Origin of the sequence: Streptomyces sp. E-08 (assembly GCF_049913095.1) — a bacterium.
GTDB lineage: Bacteria > Actinomycetota > Actinomycetes > Streptomycetales > Streptomycetaceae > Streptomyces.
Genome location: NZ_CP183971.1, coordinates 7,691,601 through 7,706,375, shown reverse-complemented (window position 1 = coordinate 7,706,375; position 14,775 = coordinate 7,691,601). Strand labels below are relative to the sequence as shown.

The 14,775-nt window shown below is 73.7% G+C and carries 13 protein-coding genes; 7 read left to right on the top strand and 6 right to left on the bottom strand.

Features of this window, described 5'->3' with window-relative positions:
- Window positions 1–66: 66 nt before the first annotated feature.
- The gene (locus tag ACN9MM_RS35325) at window positions 67–1,098 is read right to left on the bottom strand and encodes a medium chain dehydrogenase/reductase family protein (protein ID WP_426367837.1); all 1,032 of its coding nucleotides are present in this window, start codon (window positions 1,096–1,098) and stop codon (window positions 67–69) included.
- A gap of 173 nt (window positions 1,099–1,271) precedes the next feature.
- On the opposite strand from ACN9MM_RS35325, the gene ACN9MM_RS35320 reads away from it, so the two are divergent.
- Entirely contained in the window at window positions 1,272–1,934 is a 663-nt protein-coding gene (locus ACN9MM_RS35320) for a TetR/AcrR family transcriptional regulator (RefSeq protein ID WP_426367836.1), read from the top strand.
- Between the two features lie 44 nt (window positions 1,935–1,978).
- Here ACN9MM_RS35320 and ACN9MM_RS35315 read toward each other — a convergent pair whose 3' ends face one another.
- A complete protein-coding gene (locus tag ACN9MM_RS35315; RefSeq protein WP_426367835.1) occupies window positions 1,979–2,824 on the bottom strand; it encodes an SDR family NAD(P)-dependent oxidoreductase in 846 nt (281 codons plus the stop codon).
- Window positions 2,825–2,954: 130 nt separating this feature from the next.
- Between ACN9MM_RS35315 and ACN9MM_RS35310 the strand changes: the two genes are divergently transcribed.
- Entirely contained in the window at window positions 2,955–3,530 is a 576-nt protein-coding gene (locus ACN9MM_RS35310; RefSeq protein ID WP_426367834.1) for a TetR/AcrR family transcriptional regulator, read from the top strand.
- A gap of 97 nt (window positions 3,531–3,627) precedes the next feature.
- Here ACN9MM_RS35310 and ACN9MM_RS35305 read toward each other — a convergent pair whose 3' ends face one another.
- Together ACN9MM_RS35305 and ACN9MM_RS35300 are read right to left on the bottom strand one after the other, a co-directional pair.
- The gene (locus tag ACN9MM_RS35305) at window positions 3,628–4,230 is read right to left on the bottom strand and encodes a hypothetical protein (protein ID WP_426367833.1); all 603 of its coding nucleotides are present in this window, start codon (window positions 4,228–4,230) and stop codon (window positions 3,628–3,630) included.
- Window positions 4,231–4,442: 212 nt separating this feature from the next.
- On the bottom strand, window positions 4,443–5,045 hold the full coding sequence (locus ACN9MM_RS35300) for a TIGR03086 family metal-binding protein (RefSeq protein WP_426367832.1): 603 nt from the start codon (window positions 5,043–5,045) through the stop codon (window positions 4,443–4,445).
- A gap of 277 nt (window positions 5,046–5,322) precedes the next feature.
- Here ACN9MM_RS35300 and ACN9MM_RS35295 point away from each other — a divergent pair, with 277 nt between their 5' ends.
- Complete coding sequence (locus ACN9MM_RS35295; RefSeq protein WP_426367831.1) at window positions 5,323–7,209, top strand: transketolase; 1,887 nt, start codon at window positions 5,323–5,325, stop codon at window positions 7,207–7,209.
- A 160-nt stretch (window positions 7,210–7,369) separates the two neighbouring features.
- Here the strand turns inward: ACN9MM_RS35295 and ACN9MM_RS35290 are convergent, their stop codons facing one another.
- The gene (locus ACN9MM_RS35290) at window positions 7,370–8,473 is read right to left on the bottom strand and encodes a glutamate--cysteine ligase (RefSeq protein ID WP_426367830.1); all 1,104 of its coding nucleotides are present in this window, start codon (window positions 8,471–8,473) and stop codon (window positions 7,370–7,372) included.
- Between the two features lie 322 nt (window positions 8,474–8,795).
- Between ACN9MM_RS35290 and ACN9MM_RS35285 the strand changes: the two genes are divergently transcribed.
- The 4 genes from ACN9MM_RS35285 (at window position 8,796) to ACN9MM_RS35270 (ending at window position 12,739) form a co-directional block, all read left to right on the top strand.
- Window positions 8,796–11,009, top strand: a complete 2,214-nt coding sequence (locus ACN9MM_RS35285; RefSeq protein WP_426367829.1) for an ATP-binding SpoIIE family protein phosphatase — start codon at window positions 8,796–8,798, stop codon at window positions 11,007–11,009.
- Window positions 11,010–11,203: 194 nt separating this feature from the next.
- The gene (locus ACN9MM_RS35280) at window positions 11,204–11,542 is read left to right on the top strand and encodes a thioredoxin family protein (RefSeq protein ID WP_426367828.1); all 339 of its coding nucleotides are present in this window, start codon (window positions 11,204–11,206) and stop codon (window positions 11,540–11,542) included.
- A 136-nt stretch (window positions 11,543–11,678) separates the two neighbouring features.
- On the top strand, window positions 11,679–12,383 hold the full coding sequence (locus ACN9MM_RS35275) for a DUF998 domain-containing protein (protein WP_426367827.1): 705 nt from the start codon (window positions 11,679–11,681) through the stop codon (window positions 12,381–12,383).
- A 56-nt stretch (window positions 12,384–12,439) separates the two neighbouring features.
- The gene (locus tag ACN9MM_RS35270; protein WP_426367826.1) at window positions 12,440–12,739 is read left to right on the top strand and encodes a YkvA family protein; all 300 of its coding nucleotides are present in this window, start codon (window positions 12,440–12,442) and stop codon (window positions 12,737–12,739) included.
- Between the two features lie 46 nt (window positions 12,740–12,785).
- Here the strand turns inward: ACN9MM_RS35270 and ACN9MM_RS35265 are convergent, their stop codons facing one another.
- Window positions 12,786–14,522: an ATP-binding SpoIIE family protein phosphatase gene (locus ACN9MM_RS35265; protein ID WP_426367824.1), complete on the bottom strand. Its 1,737-nt coding sequence runs from the start codon at window positions 14,520–14,522 to the stop codon at window positions 12,786–12,788.
- Window positions 14,523–14,775: the final 253 nt, after the last annotated feature.

Genomic DNA, 14,775 nt, shown 5'->3' with positions numbered 1-14,775 from the left:
GTACCGACCGGATGCGTGTCGGAAAGTCATCGGCGCGCCCGGAGCGGGATCCGCCGCGTGGAGTCCTCATGGCGTGAGGACGACCTTGCCGGTCACCGTGCCCGATTCGGCGAGCCGCAGCGCCTCGGCGACCCTCGCGAGCGGCAGGACGGCGGCGACCTGGGCCGTGATCTCACCGCGCCGCTGGGCGGCGAACACCTCGGTGAGGTCGGCCCGCAGGCGGGCGCGGAAGCGGTCGGCGGCGAAGGCCCGGCCGGCCCAGATGTTGAAGAAGTACGCACGGCGCCCGTTGGGCAGGGCGTTCCACAGCCACACCCGGCCGAGGATCTTGAGCACCGGCCACTGCTTGGAGCCGGTGTCGTCGCGCGTGGCGGCGCTGCCGTACGAGACGAGGGTGCCGCCGGGGGCGAGCAGTCGCCAGGAGTCGCGCACGCTGCGGGCGCCGATGTGGTCGAACACGGCGTCCACTCCTCCGGGCGCGAGTTCCCGGACGCGGGCGGGCACGTCCTCGGTGCGGTAGTCGACGGGAGTGACGCCCAGGGCGCGCAGGGCGTCGTGATGCCGGGCCGAGGCGGTGCCGATCACGGTGGCGCCCGCCGCGCGGGCGAGCTGGACGAGGACCGTGCCGACGCCTCCGTTCGCGCCGTGCACCAGCACCGTCGCGCCGGCCCGCACCCGGGCCCTGCCGTGCAGCATCTGCCAGGCGGTGATGCCGTTGACCACGAGCGCCTCGGCCTCCGCCGCGCCGAGGCCGTCGGGCACGGGCACCGCGTCGGCCGCGTCGAGGACGACGTGGCTCGCCCAGCCGCCGACCTTGACGAGCGCGGCCACCCGGCGTCCCACGAGCCGGGCGTCGACGCCCTCGCCGGCCGACGCGACGGTGCCGACGAGGTCGTACCCGGGCACGAAGGGGAACGGCGGCTGGTCGTAGTAGCGGCCGCGGCGCATCTGCTGCTCGGCGAAGGACACCCCGGTCGCCTCCATGGCGACGACGACCTGTCCGGGGCCGGGGGCGGGCACGGAACCGTGCCGCAGACGAAGCCCCTCGGGCTCGACGGTGCCGGGCAGGACGACCTCGACCAGTTCCGTGGTTTCCATCTCACGCCTTCTTCAGATGTCGCCGGATGCGTTAGAAGCTATAACTAAAGTGACGGTACTTAGCGAGGGTGTCAACCCCACTCCCCATTTCCCGCTATCGCCCCTCGTCATCGCGATAGGGTGTAACGAAGGGCAGTGCAAGGGCGATGGGCGACGGCGAGGGGTGAAGAGTGATGAGCGAAGCGGCGGCGACCCCGCGCGAGCGGTACCGGAGCCAAGTGCGGGCGGAGATCAAGCAGCACGCCTGGGCGCAGATCGCGGACGCCGGGGCCTCGGCGCTCTCGCTGAACGCCATCGCCAAGCGGCTGGGGATGAGCGGCCCGGCGCTCTACCGCTACTTCGCCGGCCGCGACGAGCTGATCACCGAACTCATCCGCGACGCGTACCGCAGCCTCGCCGACACGTTCCACGCCGCCGCGGCGGACGGCGCCGACGTCACGGCGCTCGCGCACGCCCTGCGCGACTGGGCGCTCACCGACCCCCAGCGCTACTTCCTCGTGTACGGCACGCCCGTGCCGGGCTACCACGCGCCGGACGACGTCACCGGGATCACCCAGGAGATCATGGGCGTCCTGCTCGACGCCTGCGCCACGCTGCCGGACGGCGCCACGGCCGCCGTCCCCTTCGACGCGCACCTCGCGGCCCACCGGCAGTGGGCCGACCCCCACCCGGCCCCGTCGGCGGCCCTCCGTCGCGCCCTCGCCTTCTGGACCCGCCTCCACGGGGCGCTGTCCCTGGAACTCGCGGGCCACTTCACCGGCATGGGCTTCGACCCGGCCCGGTTGTACGCGGCGGAACTGGACGAACTCACCGGAGCGGCCCGCCCGGGGGCCTGATCAGGCCACGGAACGGGCCCTCCTTCGACCTTCCGGGGAACCGTTCAGCGCACCCAGGTGCCGGTGAGCGTCCGGACCGCGGAGCCGTCCAGGTCGGCGAGCGTGGTGCCGACGAACGCGCGGGCCCACTCGGAGGTCTGGACGCGGAACGGGGGCCTGTCCCCAGCCAGGGCCTCGACGATCGAGGCCGCGGCCTCGAAAGGCGTCTGGGCGTTGCCGAAGGACTCCTGGGTGCGGGCGATGTACGCCCGGAGGGCCGGGGCGTAGGGTCCCGCCGCGGCGAGCATGGCGGGGACGTCCAGGCCGATGTTGGCGACGAACTCGCTGGCCACCGCGCCCGGTTCGACCACGACGACGTCGACCCCGACGGCGGCGGCGACGGGGTCGAGCGACTGCATGAAGCCCTCGACGGCGAACTTCGCCGCACAGTAGGCCTCGTTGAAGGGCTGACCGACGGCGCCGCCCACACTGGTGACGGTGATCACCCGGCCCCGGGACGCCCGCAGGTGCGGCAGGGCGGCGCGGGTGGCGGCGACCACGCCGAAGAAGTTGACCTCCATGGCGCCCCGGACGTCGTCGAGGTCCATCTGCTCGATGGTGCCGACCTGTGCGGCGCCGGCGTTGTTGACCAGCGCGTCGAGGCGGCCGTGCTCGGCGATCACCTCGTCCAGGCACGTGGTGATGCTGTCGGGGTCGACGACGTCCAGGCGCTTGACCTGGATCCGGTCGGTGACCGCGTGCTCCGCCGCCGCCTTGAGCAGCGCCTCGGCCTTTCCGGTGTCGCGCATGGTGGCGATGACGGTCCAGCCGTCCCGGGCGGCGGCCACGGCGGCGGCCAGGCCGATTCCGGAGGACGTACCGGTGATCAGGACGGTCTTCTCGCTGGTCATCAAGGGGTCTCCTTGCTTGTCGAACGGAGCCTCGGCCCGCAACCGGGGAACTCCCCACTTCTGCCCGGGAGGCTAACCGGGGGACTCCCCGGTTGTCCAGATAGACTGGATCCCGACGAAGGGAGCAGCCGTGACCACCCAGCCGAGCGTCTTGCGCGCCGATGCCCGCCGCAACCGGGAGCGCATCCTCGAAGCGGCCGTACGCGCTTTCGCCGAGAAGGGCGCGGACGTACCGATCGACACGATCGCCAAGGCGGCCGGCGTCGGCTCGGCCACGCTCTACCGCCACTTCCCGACGCGCGAGGCGCTGGTCGAGGCCGCCTACCGCAACGAGCTGGCCCGTGTCTGCGACAGCGCCGCCGAACTGCTGGCCGGCCTCCCTCCGGACCGGGCCCTGCGCGAGTGGATGGACCGGTTCATCGACTACCTGGCCGCCAAGCAGGGCATGGCGGACGCCCTGCGGGCCGCCGTCGCCTCGGGCGCGGACCCCTTCGCCGAGACCCTCGACCGGCTCGGCGCAGCGATCGACTCCCTGCTCCACGCGGGAGCCGACGCCGGTCTCCTGCGCTCGGACGTCGACCCCTTCGACGTCGGCCTCAGCCTCGCCGGTGTCGCCCTGATCACCAGCTCCCCGGCCCAGCGGGACCGGTCCGGCCGCCTCCTCGACCTGCTCCTCGACGGGCTTCGCCACGGAGCGGCCGGGTGATCCCCCATCGGGTTCGCCCACTCCTCACCGTCGCTGTGACCGACCGCGCCCCTGTCGGCCACAGGGAGCGACCGGGCAGAGGTTCGCGGTCACAGCTCTAGCCGCGAGCCGCGGCCGGCAGGGCGAGGCGCCGCTGCCGGTCCAGGGGCGCGAGGGCGAGCAGCAGCAACACGCCGGCCAGGGGCAGGAGATCGAGGCTCATCGCGGCCACGGCTATGCCCGCGATCACGACGAGCGGCCGCCAGAGGGCGATCCGCCGGATCGCCGCCAGCTGCACCGAGAGCAGGACCAGGCCCACGTAGAAGAGCAGCGGACCGATCGTGTAGACGGCCGGTGTGACCCCCGCATGACTCCTGACCTCCTCGAACAGGACGTCCATGGCCTCCCGGTCCGCGCACAGGAACCCGACGACCAGATCGATCACGGTCTGTGTCGCCGCGGCGGCCGCCCCGAGCAGACCCGCGACGGCCGCGGCGTCGGCGAACCACCGTGCCGCCGCTCCGCGCCCCGCCCTCGCCCACCGTCTCAGGGACCACATCAAGGGCACGAAGGCCGACACGGAGGCCAGCAGCGCGAGATGGCCGACCGACCAGGCGAGGCCGGGGCCGTGGGTGGAATCGGTGAGGCGGATGACTCCGTAGAGGGCCATGCACAGGGGGGCCAGGGTGAAGGCGGTCCACGGGGGCGTTGTCGTCGTCATGGAACGATCATGCTGACGACGCACCCCGCACGGCATCGGGGAGAGCCCTGACGCACCCCCCGGCTATCCCCTGGTCGACGTCAGGGTCGCGACATCTCCCCGATGCCCAGGCGCACTTCGAGGGCCCGGGGATCGGACCGTCGCCGTGGACGTCCGTCACGCGCCCTCGGGTCCAGCGGGGCCGCCGCCGGTGAGCGGGTCCCCGGTCGGCGTCACGAGCCGCCCGGCGCGGTCCACTTCGGGTCGCGGCCGCTCAGCCCCACCGTACGGTCCAGCAGGGGAGCCCTTTCCGGGACGGGCACCGCGGCGCCGAAGAGGCCGCCACCGTCCCCTTGCTCCTCGGCCGCGGCCAGCAGGAACGTGTGCGAGGCGCGCAGCGCGGCCGGGTCGGGCGCGTACGCCTGCCCCGTGGCCCGGGCGAGGTCCCAGCCGTGGATGACCAGCTCGTCGGCGGCCACGATCCCCGCGACGTCGCCGGGCAGGTCCACACCGCCCGCACGGGTGAATCCCGTCCAGGCCTGCGGGTCCCGCCAGGCCTCGGCCAGCTCCGCCAGGAGCCGCGGCAGTTCCGTGCGCCAGCCGGCCGGAAGGACCGGCCGGGTGCTGCCGGGCGGGACGGCGGTGCTGGGGCCCAGGTCCTTGCGGGCGGCGTCACGGAACGCCAGGGACAGGCCGGCCAGGTGTCCCAGCAGGTCGGTCACCGCGTACTCCGGGCAGGGCGTCCGGCCGGCGAGCCGCGCCTCCGGCACGCCCGCCGCGAGACGCGCCACGATCAGCGCCTGGGGTCCGAGGTCGAGATCGGTCATGGATGTCATCTGCTCTCCTCCGGGACTACGGTCTGAAGGGTGGACCGGCCGCGCGCCACGAACTCATCGCGAGGCGGCCGGGGAATCGTCGCCGGCCGCCATTCCCTCCGAAGAGCGAGGCATACCGTGCGGGCACCCCGAGCAGACGCACAAGGGTCGAAGCCGCACCCGAGCGGCCCAAGCCGGGCGCCGAGCGTGATCGACCGCGTGCGGCCGGGAACCCCTGACCCCGGTGCCCGGGACCGTCTCCCGCGGCCGCCCGCTTCCGCAGGAAAGGACCTTCGCCATGACCGCAGCGCCCCCGACCGTCACGCTCGGACCCGACAGCGACCTCTCCGAGGTCTTCGAACTCGCGCAACAGCTCCGGGTCGACTCGGTGCGCGCCAGCACGGCGGCGGGCTCAGGCCACCCCACCTCCAGCCTGTCCGCGGCCGATCTGATGGCCGTACTGATGACCCGCCACCTCCGCTACGACTGGGCGGCGCCGGACAACCCGGCCGGCGACCACCTGATCTTCTCCAAGGGTCACGCGTCGCCCCTGCTGTACGCGATGTTCAAGGCCGCCGGCGCGATCGACGACGACGAGCTGATGACCACGTACCGCCGCTTCGGCCACCGCCTCCAGGGGCATCCGACCCCGGTCCTGCCCTGGGTGGACCTGGCCACCGGCTCCCTCGGCCAGGGCATCGCGTACGGAGTCGGGATCGCGCTCGCCGGCCGCGACCTGGAGCGGCAGCCGTACCGGGTATGGGTGCTGTGCGGCGACAGCGAGATGGCCGAGGGTTCCGTGTGGGAGGCCCTCGACAAGGCCGGGCACCACCGGCTCGCCAACTTCGTCGCCCTCGTCGACGTCAACCGCCTCGGCCAGAGCGGTCCCACCGAGCTGGAGTGGGACACCGACGCGTACGCCCGGCGCGTCGAGGCCTTCGGCTGCCGGGCGCTCGTGGTCGACGGCCACGACCTGGCGCAGGTCGACCGGGCCCTGACCGTGGCCGCGGACGGAACGGGGCCCGCCGTGGTCGTCGCCAGGACGGTCAAGGGCCGTGGCGTCTCCGAGGTCGCCGACAAGAACGGCTGGCACGGCAAGCCGCTGCCGAAGGACATGGCCGAGCGGGCCGTCGCCGAGCTGGGCGGCGTCCGCCACCTGGCCGTACACGGCCCGAGGCCGCCGGCGGGCCGGCCCCCGCACGCGGACGCCGGCGCGGCCGCGGCGGCCCCTGTGGAACTGCCGCGCTACGAGGTCGGGGACGAGGTCGCGACCCGCGTCGCGTTCGGCGCCGCCCTCGCCGCGCTCGGCGCCCGCCCCGAGGTGGTCGCCCTGGACGCCGAGGTCGGCAACTCCACGCACACCGAGGACTTCCAGAAGGCCCATCCGGAGCGGTTCTTCCAGACGTACATCGCCGAACAGCAGATGATCGCCGACGCCGTCGGCATGGCCGTACGCGGCTTCCGCCCGTACGCCACGACCTTCGCCGCCTTCCTCACCCGTGCGCACGACTTCATCCGCATGGCCGCCGTCTCACAGATCACCATGTCCCTCTGCGGCACGCACAGCGGCGTCGAGATCGGCGCCGACGGACCCTCGCAGATGGGCGTCGAGGACCTCGCCATGATGCGCGCGGTCCTCGGCTCCACGGTGCTCTACCCCGCCGACGCCACCTCGGCGGCAGCCCTGACCGCCACCATGGCCGACCTCGACGGCATCTCCTACCTGCGCACCACGCGCGGCGCGTATCCGGTGCTGTACGCCGCCGGCGAGACCTTCCCGGTGGGCGGCTCCAAGACCCTGCGTCAGGGCGAAGGAGACCGGGTCACCCTCGTGGGCGCGGGCGTGACGCTCCACGAATGCCTCGCCGCCGCCGAGGAGCTGGCCGCCGACGGTGTGCGGGCCCGCGTCGTCGACCTCTACTCCGTCAAGCCGGTCGACACCGACACCCTGGTCCGGGCCGCCCGTGAGACCGGTGCCCTGGTCGTCGCCGAGGACCACCACCCCGAGGGCGGAATCGGCGAGGCCGTGCTGTCCGCGCTCGCCCCGGGCGGCCACCAACCGGCCTTCGCCCACCTCGCGGTCACCCGTCTGCCGGGCTCGGGCACCACGAAGGAGCTCCTCGACGAGGCCGGCATCTCCCGGACCCACATCGCCCGCGCCGCCCGCGCCCTGCTCGACCGGTAGGCGGCGGCACTGGACCTCGACCGGTAGGCGGCGGCACTGGACCGGAGGCGACGCGCGCGACGCCACGACGCAAGGAACCGCGCAACGCCACGACGCAAGGAGCCGCGACGCCACGACGCAAGGAACCGCACAACGGGCCCCACCGGCCGGGCGGCGACGCTCACGCGCCGTCGCCCACCGTGATCCGTACACACTCCCGTACGACCTCGCCCAGATCACGGCCGTCGCGGTGGAGGTCACGCTGACGCCGCGCGCCGCCGCCCCGCTCCCGGAGGGCGGCCAGAGCGCGCCGGGCCCCGTCCCGGTCGCCGGTGGAGTCCAGAGCCGCGTCCGTGTGCTCCAGGAGGGCGTCCAGGGCCACCCCGGCGGTTGTCTCGCACATCGAGCGGGGGTCGAGGAGCGGCCCCTGGAGCCCGGAGCGGGCGGCGCGCCAGGACGCGAGCCGCAGCAGTCCCGCCGGGATCCGCGCGGGAGGGTCTCCGGCGCGCCAGGCGCGGGCGGCGGTCTCCACGAGACCCCGGGCCAGGGTCGCCACCAGCACGGTGGTGTCGGGCTCCAGGCAGACGTCGGCGACACGGATCTCCACGGTGGGGTAGGTGTGGGAGAGCCGGGCGTCGAAGTAGATCATGCCCGCGTCGCGCAGCACCCCCGTGGCCAGCATGTCGCGCACCCTCTCGTGGTAGCCCTCGGCGCTGCCGAAGGGCTCGTACGGCCCGGCCGAGGGCAGGCGGTTCCAGACCCGGCTGCGGTAGCTGCTGTACCCGCTGTCCCTGCCGTCCCAGAACGGCGAATTGCCGCTGATCGCGTTGAGGAGGGGGAGCCAGGGCCGGATGCGGTCCAGCACGGCGACCCCCTCCTCGTCGGATTCGACGGAGACGTGGACGTGGCACCCGCAGGTGAGCTGCTCCTGCGTGGTGAGGGCGAACTGCTCCGCCATCCAGCGGTACCGGCGGCCGAGGTTGCGCGACGGTTCCACCGGCAGCGGCGAGGTCGCCAGGGCCGCGACCCGGGCGCCGGCCTCCTTCGCGTGGCGAGCGGCCTCGGCGCGCCATCGGACGATCTCCTCCCGCAGTTCGTTCATGCCGCTCAGGGGCCGGGTCGCGAATTCCAGCTGCTCCTGGTGCAGCTCCTTCTCGAACACGCCGTCCGCGCCCTCACCCCCACCGGCCGCCGCCGCGGCGAGCACCGCGGACGACACCGCGAGCGGCTCCCCCGTCGTGGCGCTGACGAGCAGCAGTTCCTCTTCGACTCCTACGGTGCGCATCGATGCTCCTGTACGACTCCGGGCACGCCCTGTCACGCGGACTCCCCGGAGTCCGCAGGCCCTGCGTCTGCCCACGACGGCCGGGACAATGCTCCTCTCGCCGAGGACCAGGTACGTGATGGGCTCATGCCGGCCCGTGGCCACCCTGATGACGGAGTGCAGCGCCCACCTGCGGGCGAAGCCCGGGGCGCCATCCGCTCGCTGATCCGGTGGGTTCACTCTTTCTCGGTCGTGTGACCGCCAGCCTCCCCGCCGGGCCTCCCCCAGGCGAACTCCGACCGCCCCGGTGGCACGCACGTGCCCGCTTCCGCACACTTTTCCTATGGGGACCCGTGTCGACGCGCTCCTGCGCCGTGTGGCCCAAGAGCTCAGGCCGCGGACGAACCAGTCGGCCGACGTCTTGGTGCGTCGCATACGCAGCGAGGTTCCCGAGCCCTCGGTGGACGAGGACATCGCCGACCTCGTGGCGGAGGAGACGGCCGGTCACATCACCACGTTCCTCGACGTCCTCGAACACGGCGGCGACGCGGCCGACTACACCGCGCCGCCGCAGGCCGTGGAGATGGCGCGCCTGTACGCGAGGAACGGCGTGCCGATCAGTTCGCTCCTGCGCGCCTACCGGCTCGGGCACCTCGCCATGTTCCAGCTGTTGCAGGGCGAGATCCTCCGGCTCACCGACGACCCCGAGCTGGTCAACGCCGCGGCGATGCGGCTGATGGAGGCCGGTTTCGGCTACGTGGACCGGGGCTCCGAGCAGGTCGTCGCGGCCTACCAGGAGGAGCGCGACCTGCGGCTCCGGCACCGACTCGTCCTGACGAACGAGGCGAGCCGGCGGATCGGGACGACGCTGGACGTCGGCCGTACCGCTCGGGAGCTCGCGGACGTCGGCACCGACGGCTTCGCCGCTCTCGTCACCGTCGACCTCCTCGACTCCGTCCTCGACGGCGAGGGGGCACGGACGCCGTCGGATCCGCCGCCGCTCCGACGCGTCGCCCACCGGTCCGCGTCGGGTGACGACCCCGGAGGACCGTCCGACGGCGAGGGCCCGACGCACACGTACCCCGAGGGGTCGGCGCCGGCGGACGCGCTGGCCACCGGCCGCCCCGGGTTGTTCCACTCCGCGACGTCGGGCACCCCCGGGTGGTGGCCCCCGGACACGGACGGGACCCCGCACCGCTTCCGCTCGGCCCTGCTGCTGCCCCTGGTGGCGCGCGGCGACACCCTGGGCCTGGCCCAGTTCTTCCGCGACGAGAGCGCGGCGCCGTTCGACCAGGAGGACCTCACCCTGGCACAGGAGATCGCGGCCAGGGCGGCCGTGTCCGTCGACAACGCCCGCCGGTACACGCACGAGCGCTCCACCGCGCTCACCCTCCAGCGCAGCCTGCTGCCGCGGCCCACGGAGGAGCAGTCCGCCGTCGTGGCCGCCTCCCGCTACCTTCCGAGCGGTGCCCGCGCGGGCGTGGGCGGCGACTGGTTCGACGTCATCCCGCTGTCCGGGGCCCGGGTCGCCCTCGTCGTGGGTGACGTGGTCGGCCGGGGGCTCCACGCCGCCGCCACCATGGGCCGCCTGCGGACGGCCGTCCGCGCCTTCGCCGACATCGACCTGATGCCCGACGAACTGCTCACCCACCTCGACGACGTGGTCATCCGGCTCCAGCGCGAGGAGGGCCGGGACGACGGCGAGCTCGGCGCCACCTGCCTCTACGCGGTCTACGACCCGGTCTCCCGGATGTGCTCACTGGCCAGCGCCGGACACGTGCTGCCGGCCCTGGCCACGCCCGCCCCACCGGCCGACGCCCACGGCGACGGCGACGGCGACGGCGACGGCGACGGCGACGGCGACGGCGAAGGTCCGGGGCGGTCCGCCCGCTTCCTCGACATGCCGATCGGTCCCCCGCTCGGCCTGGGCGGACTCCCCTTCGAGACCGCGCAGTTCGAGCTGGCGGAGGGCAGCCTGCTGGTGCTCTACACCGACGGACTCATCCAGCGGCGGACGGAGGACGTGGACGCCGCCCGCACCACCCTGCGCGACACCCTGGCCGCGGCGCCCGGGCCGCCGGACGAGGTGTGCGACCGGCTCCTCGCCGCGCTGCTGTCCGGCCATCCCGCCGACGACATCGCCCTGCTGGTCGCCCGCACCCTGGCCCTCGACCCGGGCCACGTCGCCACCCTCGACCTCCCCTCGGACCCGGCGGCCGTCTCGGGGGCCCGGCGGTTCACCTCCGACACGCTGTCCGCCTGGGGACTGGACGACCTGTCCTTCGGTACGGAGCTCATGGTCAGCGAGCTCGTGACGAACGCGATCCGTTACGGCAAGAGCCCCGTCCGGCTCCGTCTGATCCGGCAGGCCTCGCTGACCTGCGAGGTCTTCGACGCGAGCAGCACCGCTCCGCATCTGCGCCGGGCCCGCACCTTCGACGAGGGCGGCCGCGGCCTGCTTCTCGTCGCCCAGATCGCCGAGCGCTGGGGCACGCGGCACAGTCGCGAGGGAAAAGCCATCTGGGCCGAGCAGGCCCTGCCGCGCCGGCTCCCCTGACATCGGAGCCCGCGCGGGCCACGGGCATCAACGGCTACGGCACGACCGAGACGGCCTCGCTGATCACCGTCCCGCCGGACGCGGACGCCGTCGAACTCCGGCTCCCCGGGGAGCCGACCCGCCGGGCTCCGTGACCCTCCCGCACGGGGGATGATGGGTTTCACATTGACGGAACGCCAGGTCAGGAGCTTCCCATGGCGAAACGGATTCACCAGCCCCGCGAGGACGCGGAGTTCGATTTCATCCTCGGGATGAGCACGGTTCCGGTCCTCGCGTACTTCACCGGGGCGTGGCCCAAGGCGATCGAGCCCTGCCGGGCGATGGACCTCGTCGTCGGTGACATCGCCGACGCGTACGCGGGCCGCCTGACGGCCGTCCGTACCGACATCACACGCTGTCCCGCCGCGACCCGGCGGTACGGCGTCACCGGCGCCCCCTCCTGCGTCCTCCTGGTGGCGGGCGAGGCGGTGGCCCACGCGACGGGCCCCATGACGGGCTCCGAGGTACGGCAGCTCCTGGACGCCCACCTCTGAACCGGCGCGAACTCCCTTCCTCCGCACCGCAGTAGGGCCTGCCCCACCCCGACCCAGGGGGCCCGTCGGAGTGATCGGGACCCGTCGCGCGTGATCGGCTGTCCGCACGGGACTTCGCGCGACGGAAGGTGGACGGATGAGAGTCCGAATCGGCTACTCGGCCTGGATCGTGGGCGTGGTGCAGTTCTTCGTCGTCCACTGGATCGTCGAGTCGGCCTGGGGCCGACCGTACAGCTGGGCCCGGAACAACATCAGCGACCTGGGCAACGCGCACTGCGCCCTGCAGGCGGAGCCCGAGCCCCGGTACGTCTGCTCACCCGAGCACGGTCTGATGAACGTCTCGTTCGTCGCCCTGGGAGTGCTGCTCGTGCTCGGCGTCGCCCTCACCGGCGGCGCCGCCCTGTGGCGCGGCGGCCGTGCCACTGCCACGGCCCGCCTGCTGCTCGCCGCTGCCGGCGCGGGATTCGTGCTGGTCGGGCTGGCCCCGGCGGACGTCGACGAGAACCTGCACGTCCTGGGCGCCCTCCTCGTGATGGCGGCGGGCGACATCGGGCTCGTCCTGGCGGGGTTCCGCCTCGCGACCCACGTGCCGGGCCCCCTGCGCTGGGGCGCCGGCCTGCTCGGCGTCACGGCGATCACGGCCCTGGGGCTGTTCCTCTCCCACCGGTACCTGGGGCTCGGCATGGGGGGCATGGAACGGCTGGCCGCGTTCCCCCTCCTGTTGTGGGCGCTCGCCGTCGGGGTCCGGGGCGTCGGGGCCGGTGTCGCCGGTTCCGGGGGCTCGGGGCCCGCGGCGGTCGCCGATGAGGCCGGACGACGGCCCGGGGCCGTAGCCTGGTAAGCGCCGCGGACGACCTGCCGCGGCTTCGGAACGCCGACATCGGACAGGAGAGCGGCATGGACGGCTCCGTCTGGCTCATCGTGGCCGTGGTTCTCGCGCTCGTGGTGGCGGGTTTCGCGGCCGTGCTGCTCGTCCGGGTCTTCCGGGCTCGGCGGCTGCTGCTCGACGCCGGTGTCCCCCTGCAGTCCAAGGCGCTCTTCTGGGCGGCGGTGGTCTACACGATCTCGCCGATCGACCTGATTCCGGACCCGGTCTACCTGGACGACATCGGCGTGCTCATGATCGCCCTCAAGGTGCTGCACGCGGCGGCGGCCGGAAGCAGGACGGCCCCCGGGCGGCTGACCGAGGGCCCGTAGGGGATCCCCGCGGTCCGGCCTCCCGGCGTCGGCGGGCCGGTCGCCCTCAGGAGGGCAGGTCCTGTTCCGCCCAGACCACCTTGCCTGTCACGGTGCGGCAGAAGCCCCACCGGCGGCACAGCATGTTGATGAGCTGGAGGCCCCGGCCGCCCTCGTCGCTGAGATCCGCGTGCTGGATCTGGGGCAGGTCGGGGCCCGTGTCCGAGACCTCCACGACCAGACGGTCGCCCCGCAGCAGCCGGATGGTCCCGGGGCCGTTGCCGTAGCGCAGCGCGTTGCCGACGAGCTCGGAGACGACGAGCTCGAAGACGTCGGCGAGCTCGGTCAGGTCCCACGCGGCGAGCTGGTCCGTCACCAGGTGACGGGCGACGGACGCCGCTCTGCCTTCCTGCGGCAGCTCCCATTCCCGCAGGTCGGCGGGGTCCTCCGAGCCCACCGTCGCGACGAGGAGCACGGCCTCGTCGAACCGGGCCGCGTCGGCGGGGGCGCACTCGATCAGGCCGCCGCCTTCGAGCGCCCCGGGTTCCAGGTCACGTGCGGCGGAGCGCAGACAGTCCAGCTGGTGGTCGATGTCCTCGGACCGTGACTTGATGAGCCCGTCCGTGTACATGACCAGGCTGCCGTCCCTCGGCGCCTTCAGACGGATCGGGTCGTACGGAATCACTCCCGCGCCCAGCGGCGCGCCGACGGGCACGTCCACGAACTCGGCGGAGCCCTTTCCGTCGAGGAGCAGCGGCGGCAGGTGCCCTGCGCTGGCCAGCGTGTACGTGGAGTCGGCGGGGTCGTACACGGCGCACAGGAACGTGGCGACCTGCTCGTCCTCCAGGTCGCGCGTGGCGAGGTCGAGCCGGGCCAGGACGCGCTCCGGGGCCATGTCCAGGGTCATCAGGGTGCGGGCCACCGCCCGCAGCCGCCCCATGGTGGCGGCTGCGGGCAGCCCGTGGCCCATGACGTCGCCCACCATGAGGGCCGTGCGTCCGCCGGGCAGGGCCATGACGTCGTACCAGTCCCCGCCCACGCCGTGGTGGGCCGCCGAGGGCGCGTACTCGGCCCGCACGCGCAGCCCGGGCGTCACCGGGGTCGCGCGCGGCAGCAGGGCCCGCTGCAGGGAGACGACGTGCTCGCGCTCACGCCCGTACAGCCGGGCGTTGTCGATGTAGACGGCGGCTTGGGACGCCAGCTGCTCCGCCAGCGCGAGGTCGGTGGAGGAGAACGGCGGGCTTCCGCGGCCGCGGACGAAGTCGGCACTGCCGAGCAGCAGCCCGCGGGCGATGAGGGGCACGGCGAGGTAGCTGTGGACTCCGGCGGCGCGCATCTTCGCCGCGGCGCTCTCCGTCGGCGCGACCTTGACGAAGTCCTCGTTCCGCATGCGGCTCACGAGGACCGGCCTGCCCTGTCGCAGGCAGTAGCGGTGCAGCAGCGTCTCGTGGGCCTCCTCGGCGCGGGCCGAGGTCTCGCCGACCGGGGTGGGCTCCAGGGAGGAGAGCGACTCGACGGCGCACAGCGCGGTGGCCCGCATGAGCGGGGCGCCCGTGCCCGTCCACCGTGAGCCCTCGTCGCCCCGCAGGACGCTCTCCAGGATGTCGACGGCGGCGCCGTCGGCGAAGCGGGGCACGGTGAACTCGGCCAGCTCCTGGGCGGTGCGTTCCAGGTCGAGGGTGGTGCCGATCCTGGAGCCTGCGGAGTTCAGCCAGGCGAGCCGCCCTCGGGTGGTGAGCCGGTCGAGGGGGACCTCGCCGCCGATCCGGGCACGCCGCCCGCGGGCACCGGGCGAGCGGTGCACCGCGGCACCCTTTCTGGTCGAAGCGCGGGCGGTCAGGCGCCGCTTCCCCTCGCCGCCGTTCACTCTTTCGACCTCCCGACAGGAACTCGACCGTTGTCGGTGCCCAGCATGCACCCTTTTCCGGCCGCTTGGCTGCTCCCGACCGGTACGGCGCGGAAAGCGGGCGGGCAGAGGCCCCTGGGAGGCCGGCACGGCCACGCTCCGGTCCCCGGGGATCGACGTACGGTGATCACGGCGGCGTCGTCGGGCGGGC

Bases quoted from the DNA above. Each gene is read 5' to 3' on its own strand.
- ACN9MM_RS35315 (WP_426367835.1), bottom strand. From the start codon at position 2,824: ATGACCAGCGAGAAGACCGTCCTGATCACCGGTACGTCCTCCGGAATC.
- ACN9MM_RS35305 (WP_426367833.1), bottom strand. From the start codon at position 4,230: ATGACGACGACAACGCCCCCGTGGACCGCCTTCACCCTGGCCCCCCTG.
- ACN9MM_RS35295 (WP_426367831.1), top strand. From the start codon at position 5,323: ATGACCGCAGCGCCCCCGACCGTCACGCTCGGACCCGACAGCGACCTC.
- ACN9MM_RS35300 (WP_426367832.1), bottom strand. From the start codon at position 5,045: ATGACATCCATGACCGATCTCGACCTCGGACCCCAGGCGCTGATCGTG.
- ACN9MM_RS35290 (WP_426367830.1), bottom strand. From the start codon at position 8,473: ATGCGCACCGTAGGAGTCGAAGAGGAACTGCTGCTCGTCAGCGCCACG.
- ACN9MM_RS35280 (WP_426367828.1), top strand. From the start codon at position 11,204: ATGGCGAAACGGATTCACCAGCCCCGCGAGGACGCGGAGTTCGATTTC.
- ACN9MM_RS35270 (WP_426367826.1), top strand. From the start codon at position 12,440: ATGGACGGCTCCGTCTGGCTCATCGTGGCCGTGGTTCTCGCGCTCGTG.
- ACN9MM_RS35285 (WP_426367829.1), top strand. From the start codon at position 8,796: ATGGGGACCCGTGTCGACGCGCTCCTGCGCCGTGTGGCCCAAGAGCTC.
- ACN9MM_RS35275 (WP_426367827.1), top strand. From the start codon at position 11,679: ATGAGAGTCCGAATCGGCTACTCGGCCTGGATCGTGGGCGTGGTGCAG.
- ACN9MM_RS35325 (WP_426367837.1), bottom strand. From the start codon at position 1,098: ATGGAAACCACGGAACTGGTCGAGGTCGTCCTGCCCGGCACCGTCGAG.
- ACN9MM_RS35320 (WP_426367836.1), top strand. From the start codon at position 1,272: ATGAGCGAAGCGGCGGCGACCCCGCGCGAGCGGTACCGGAGCCAAGTG.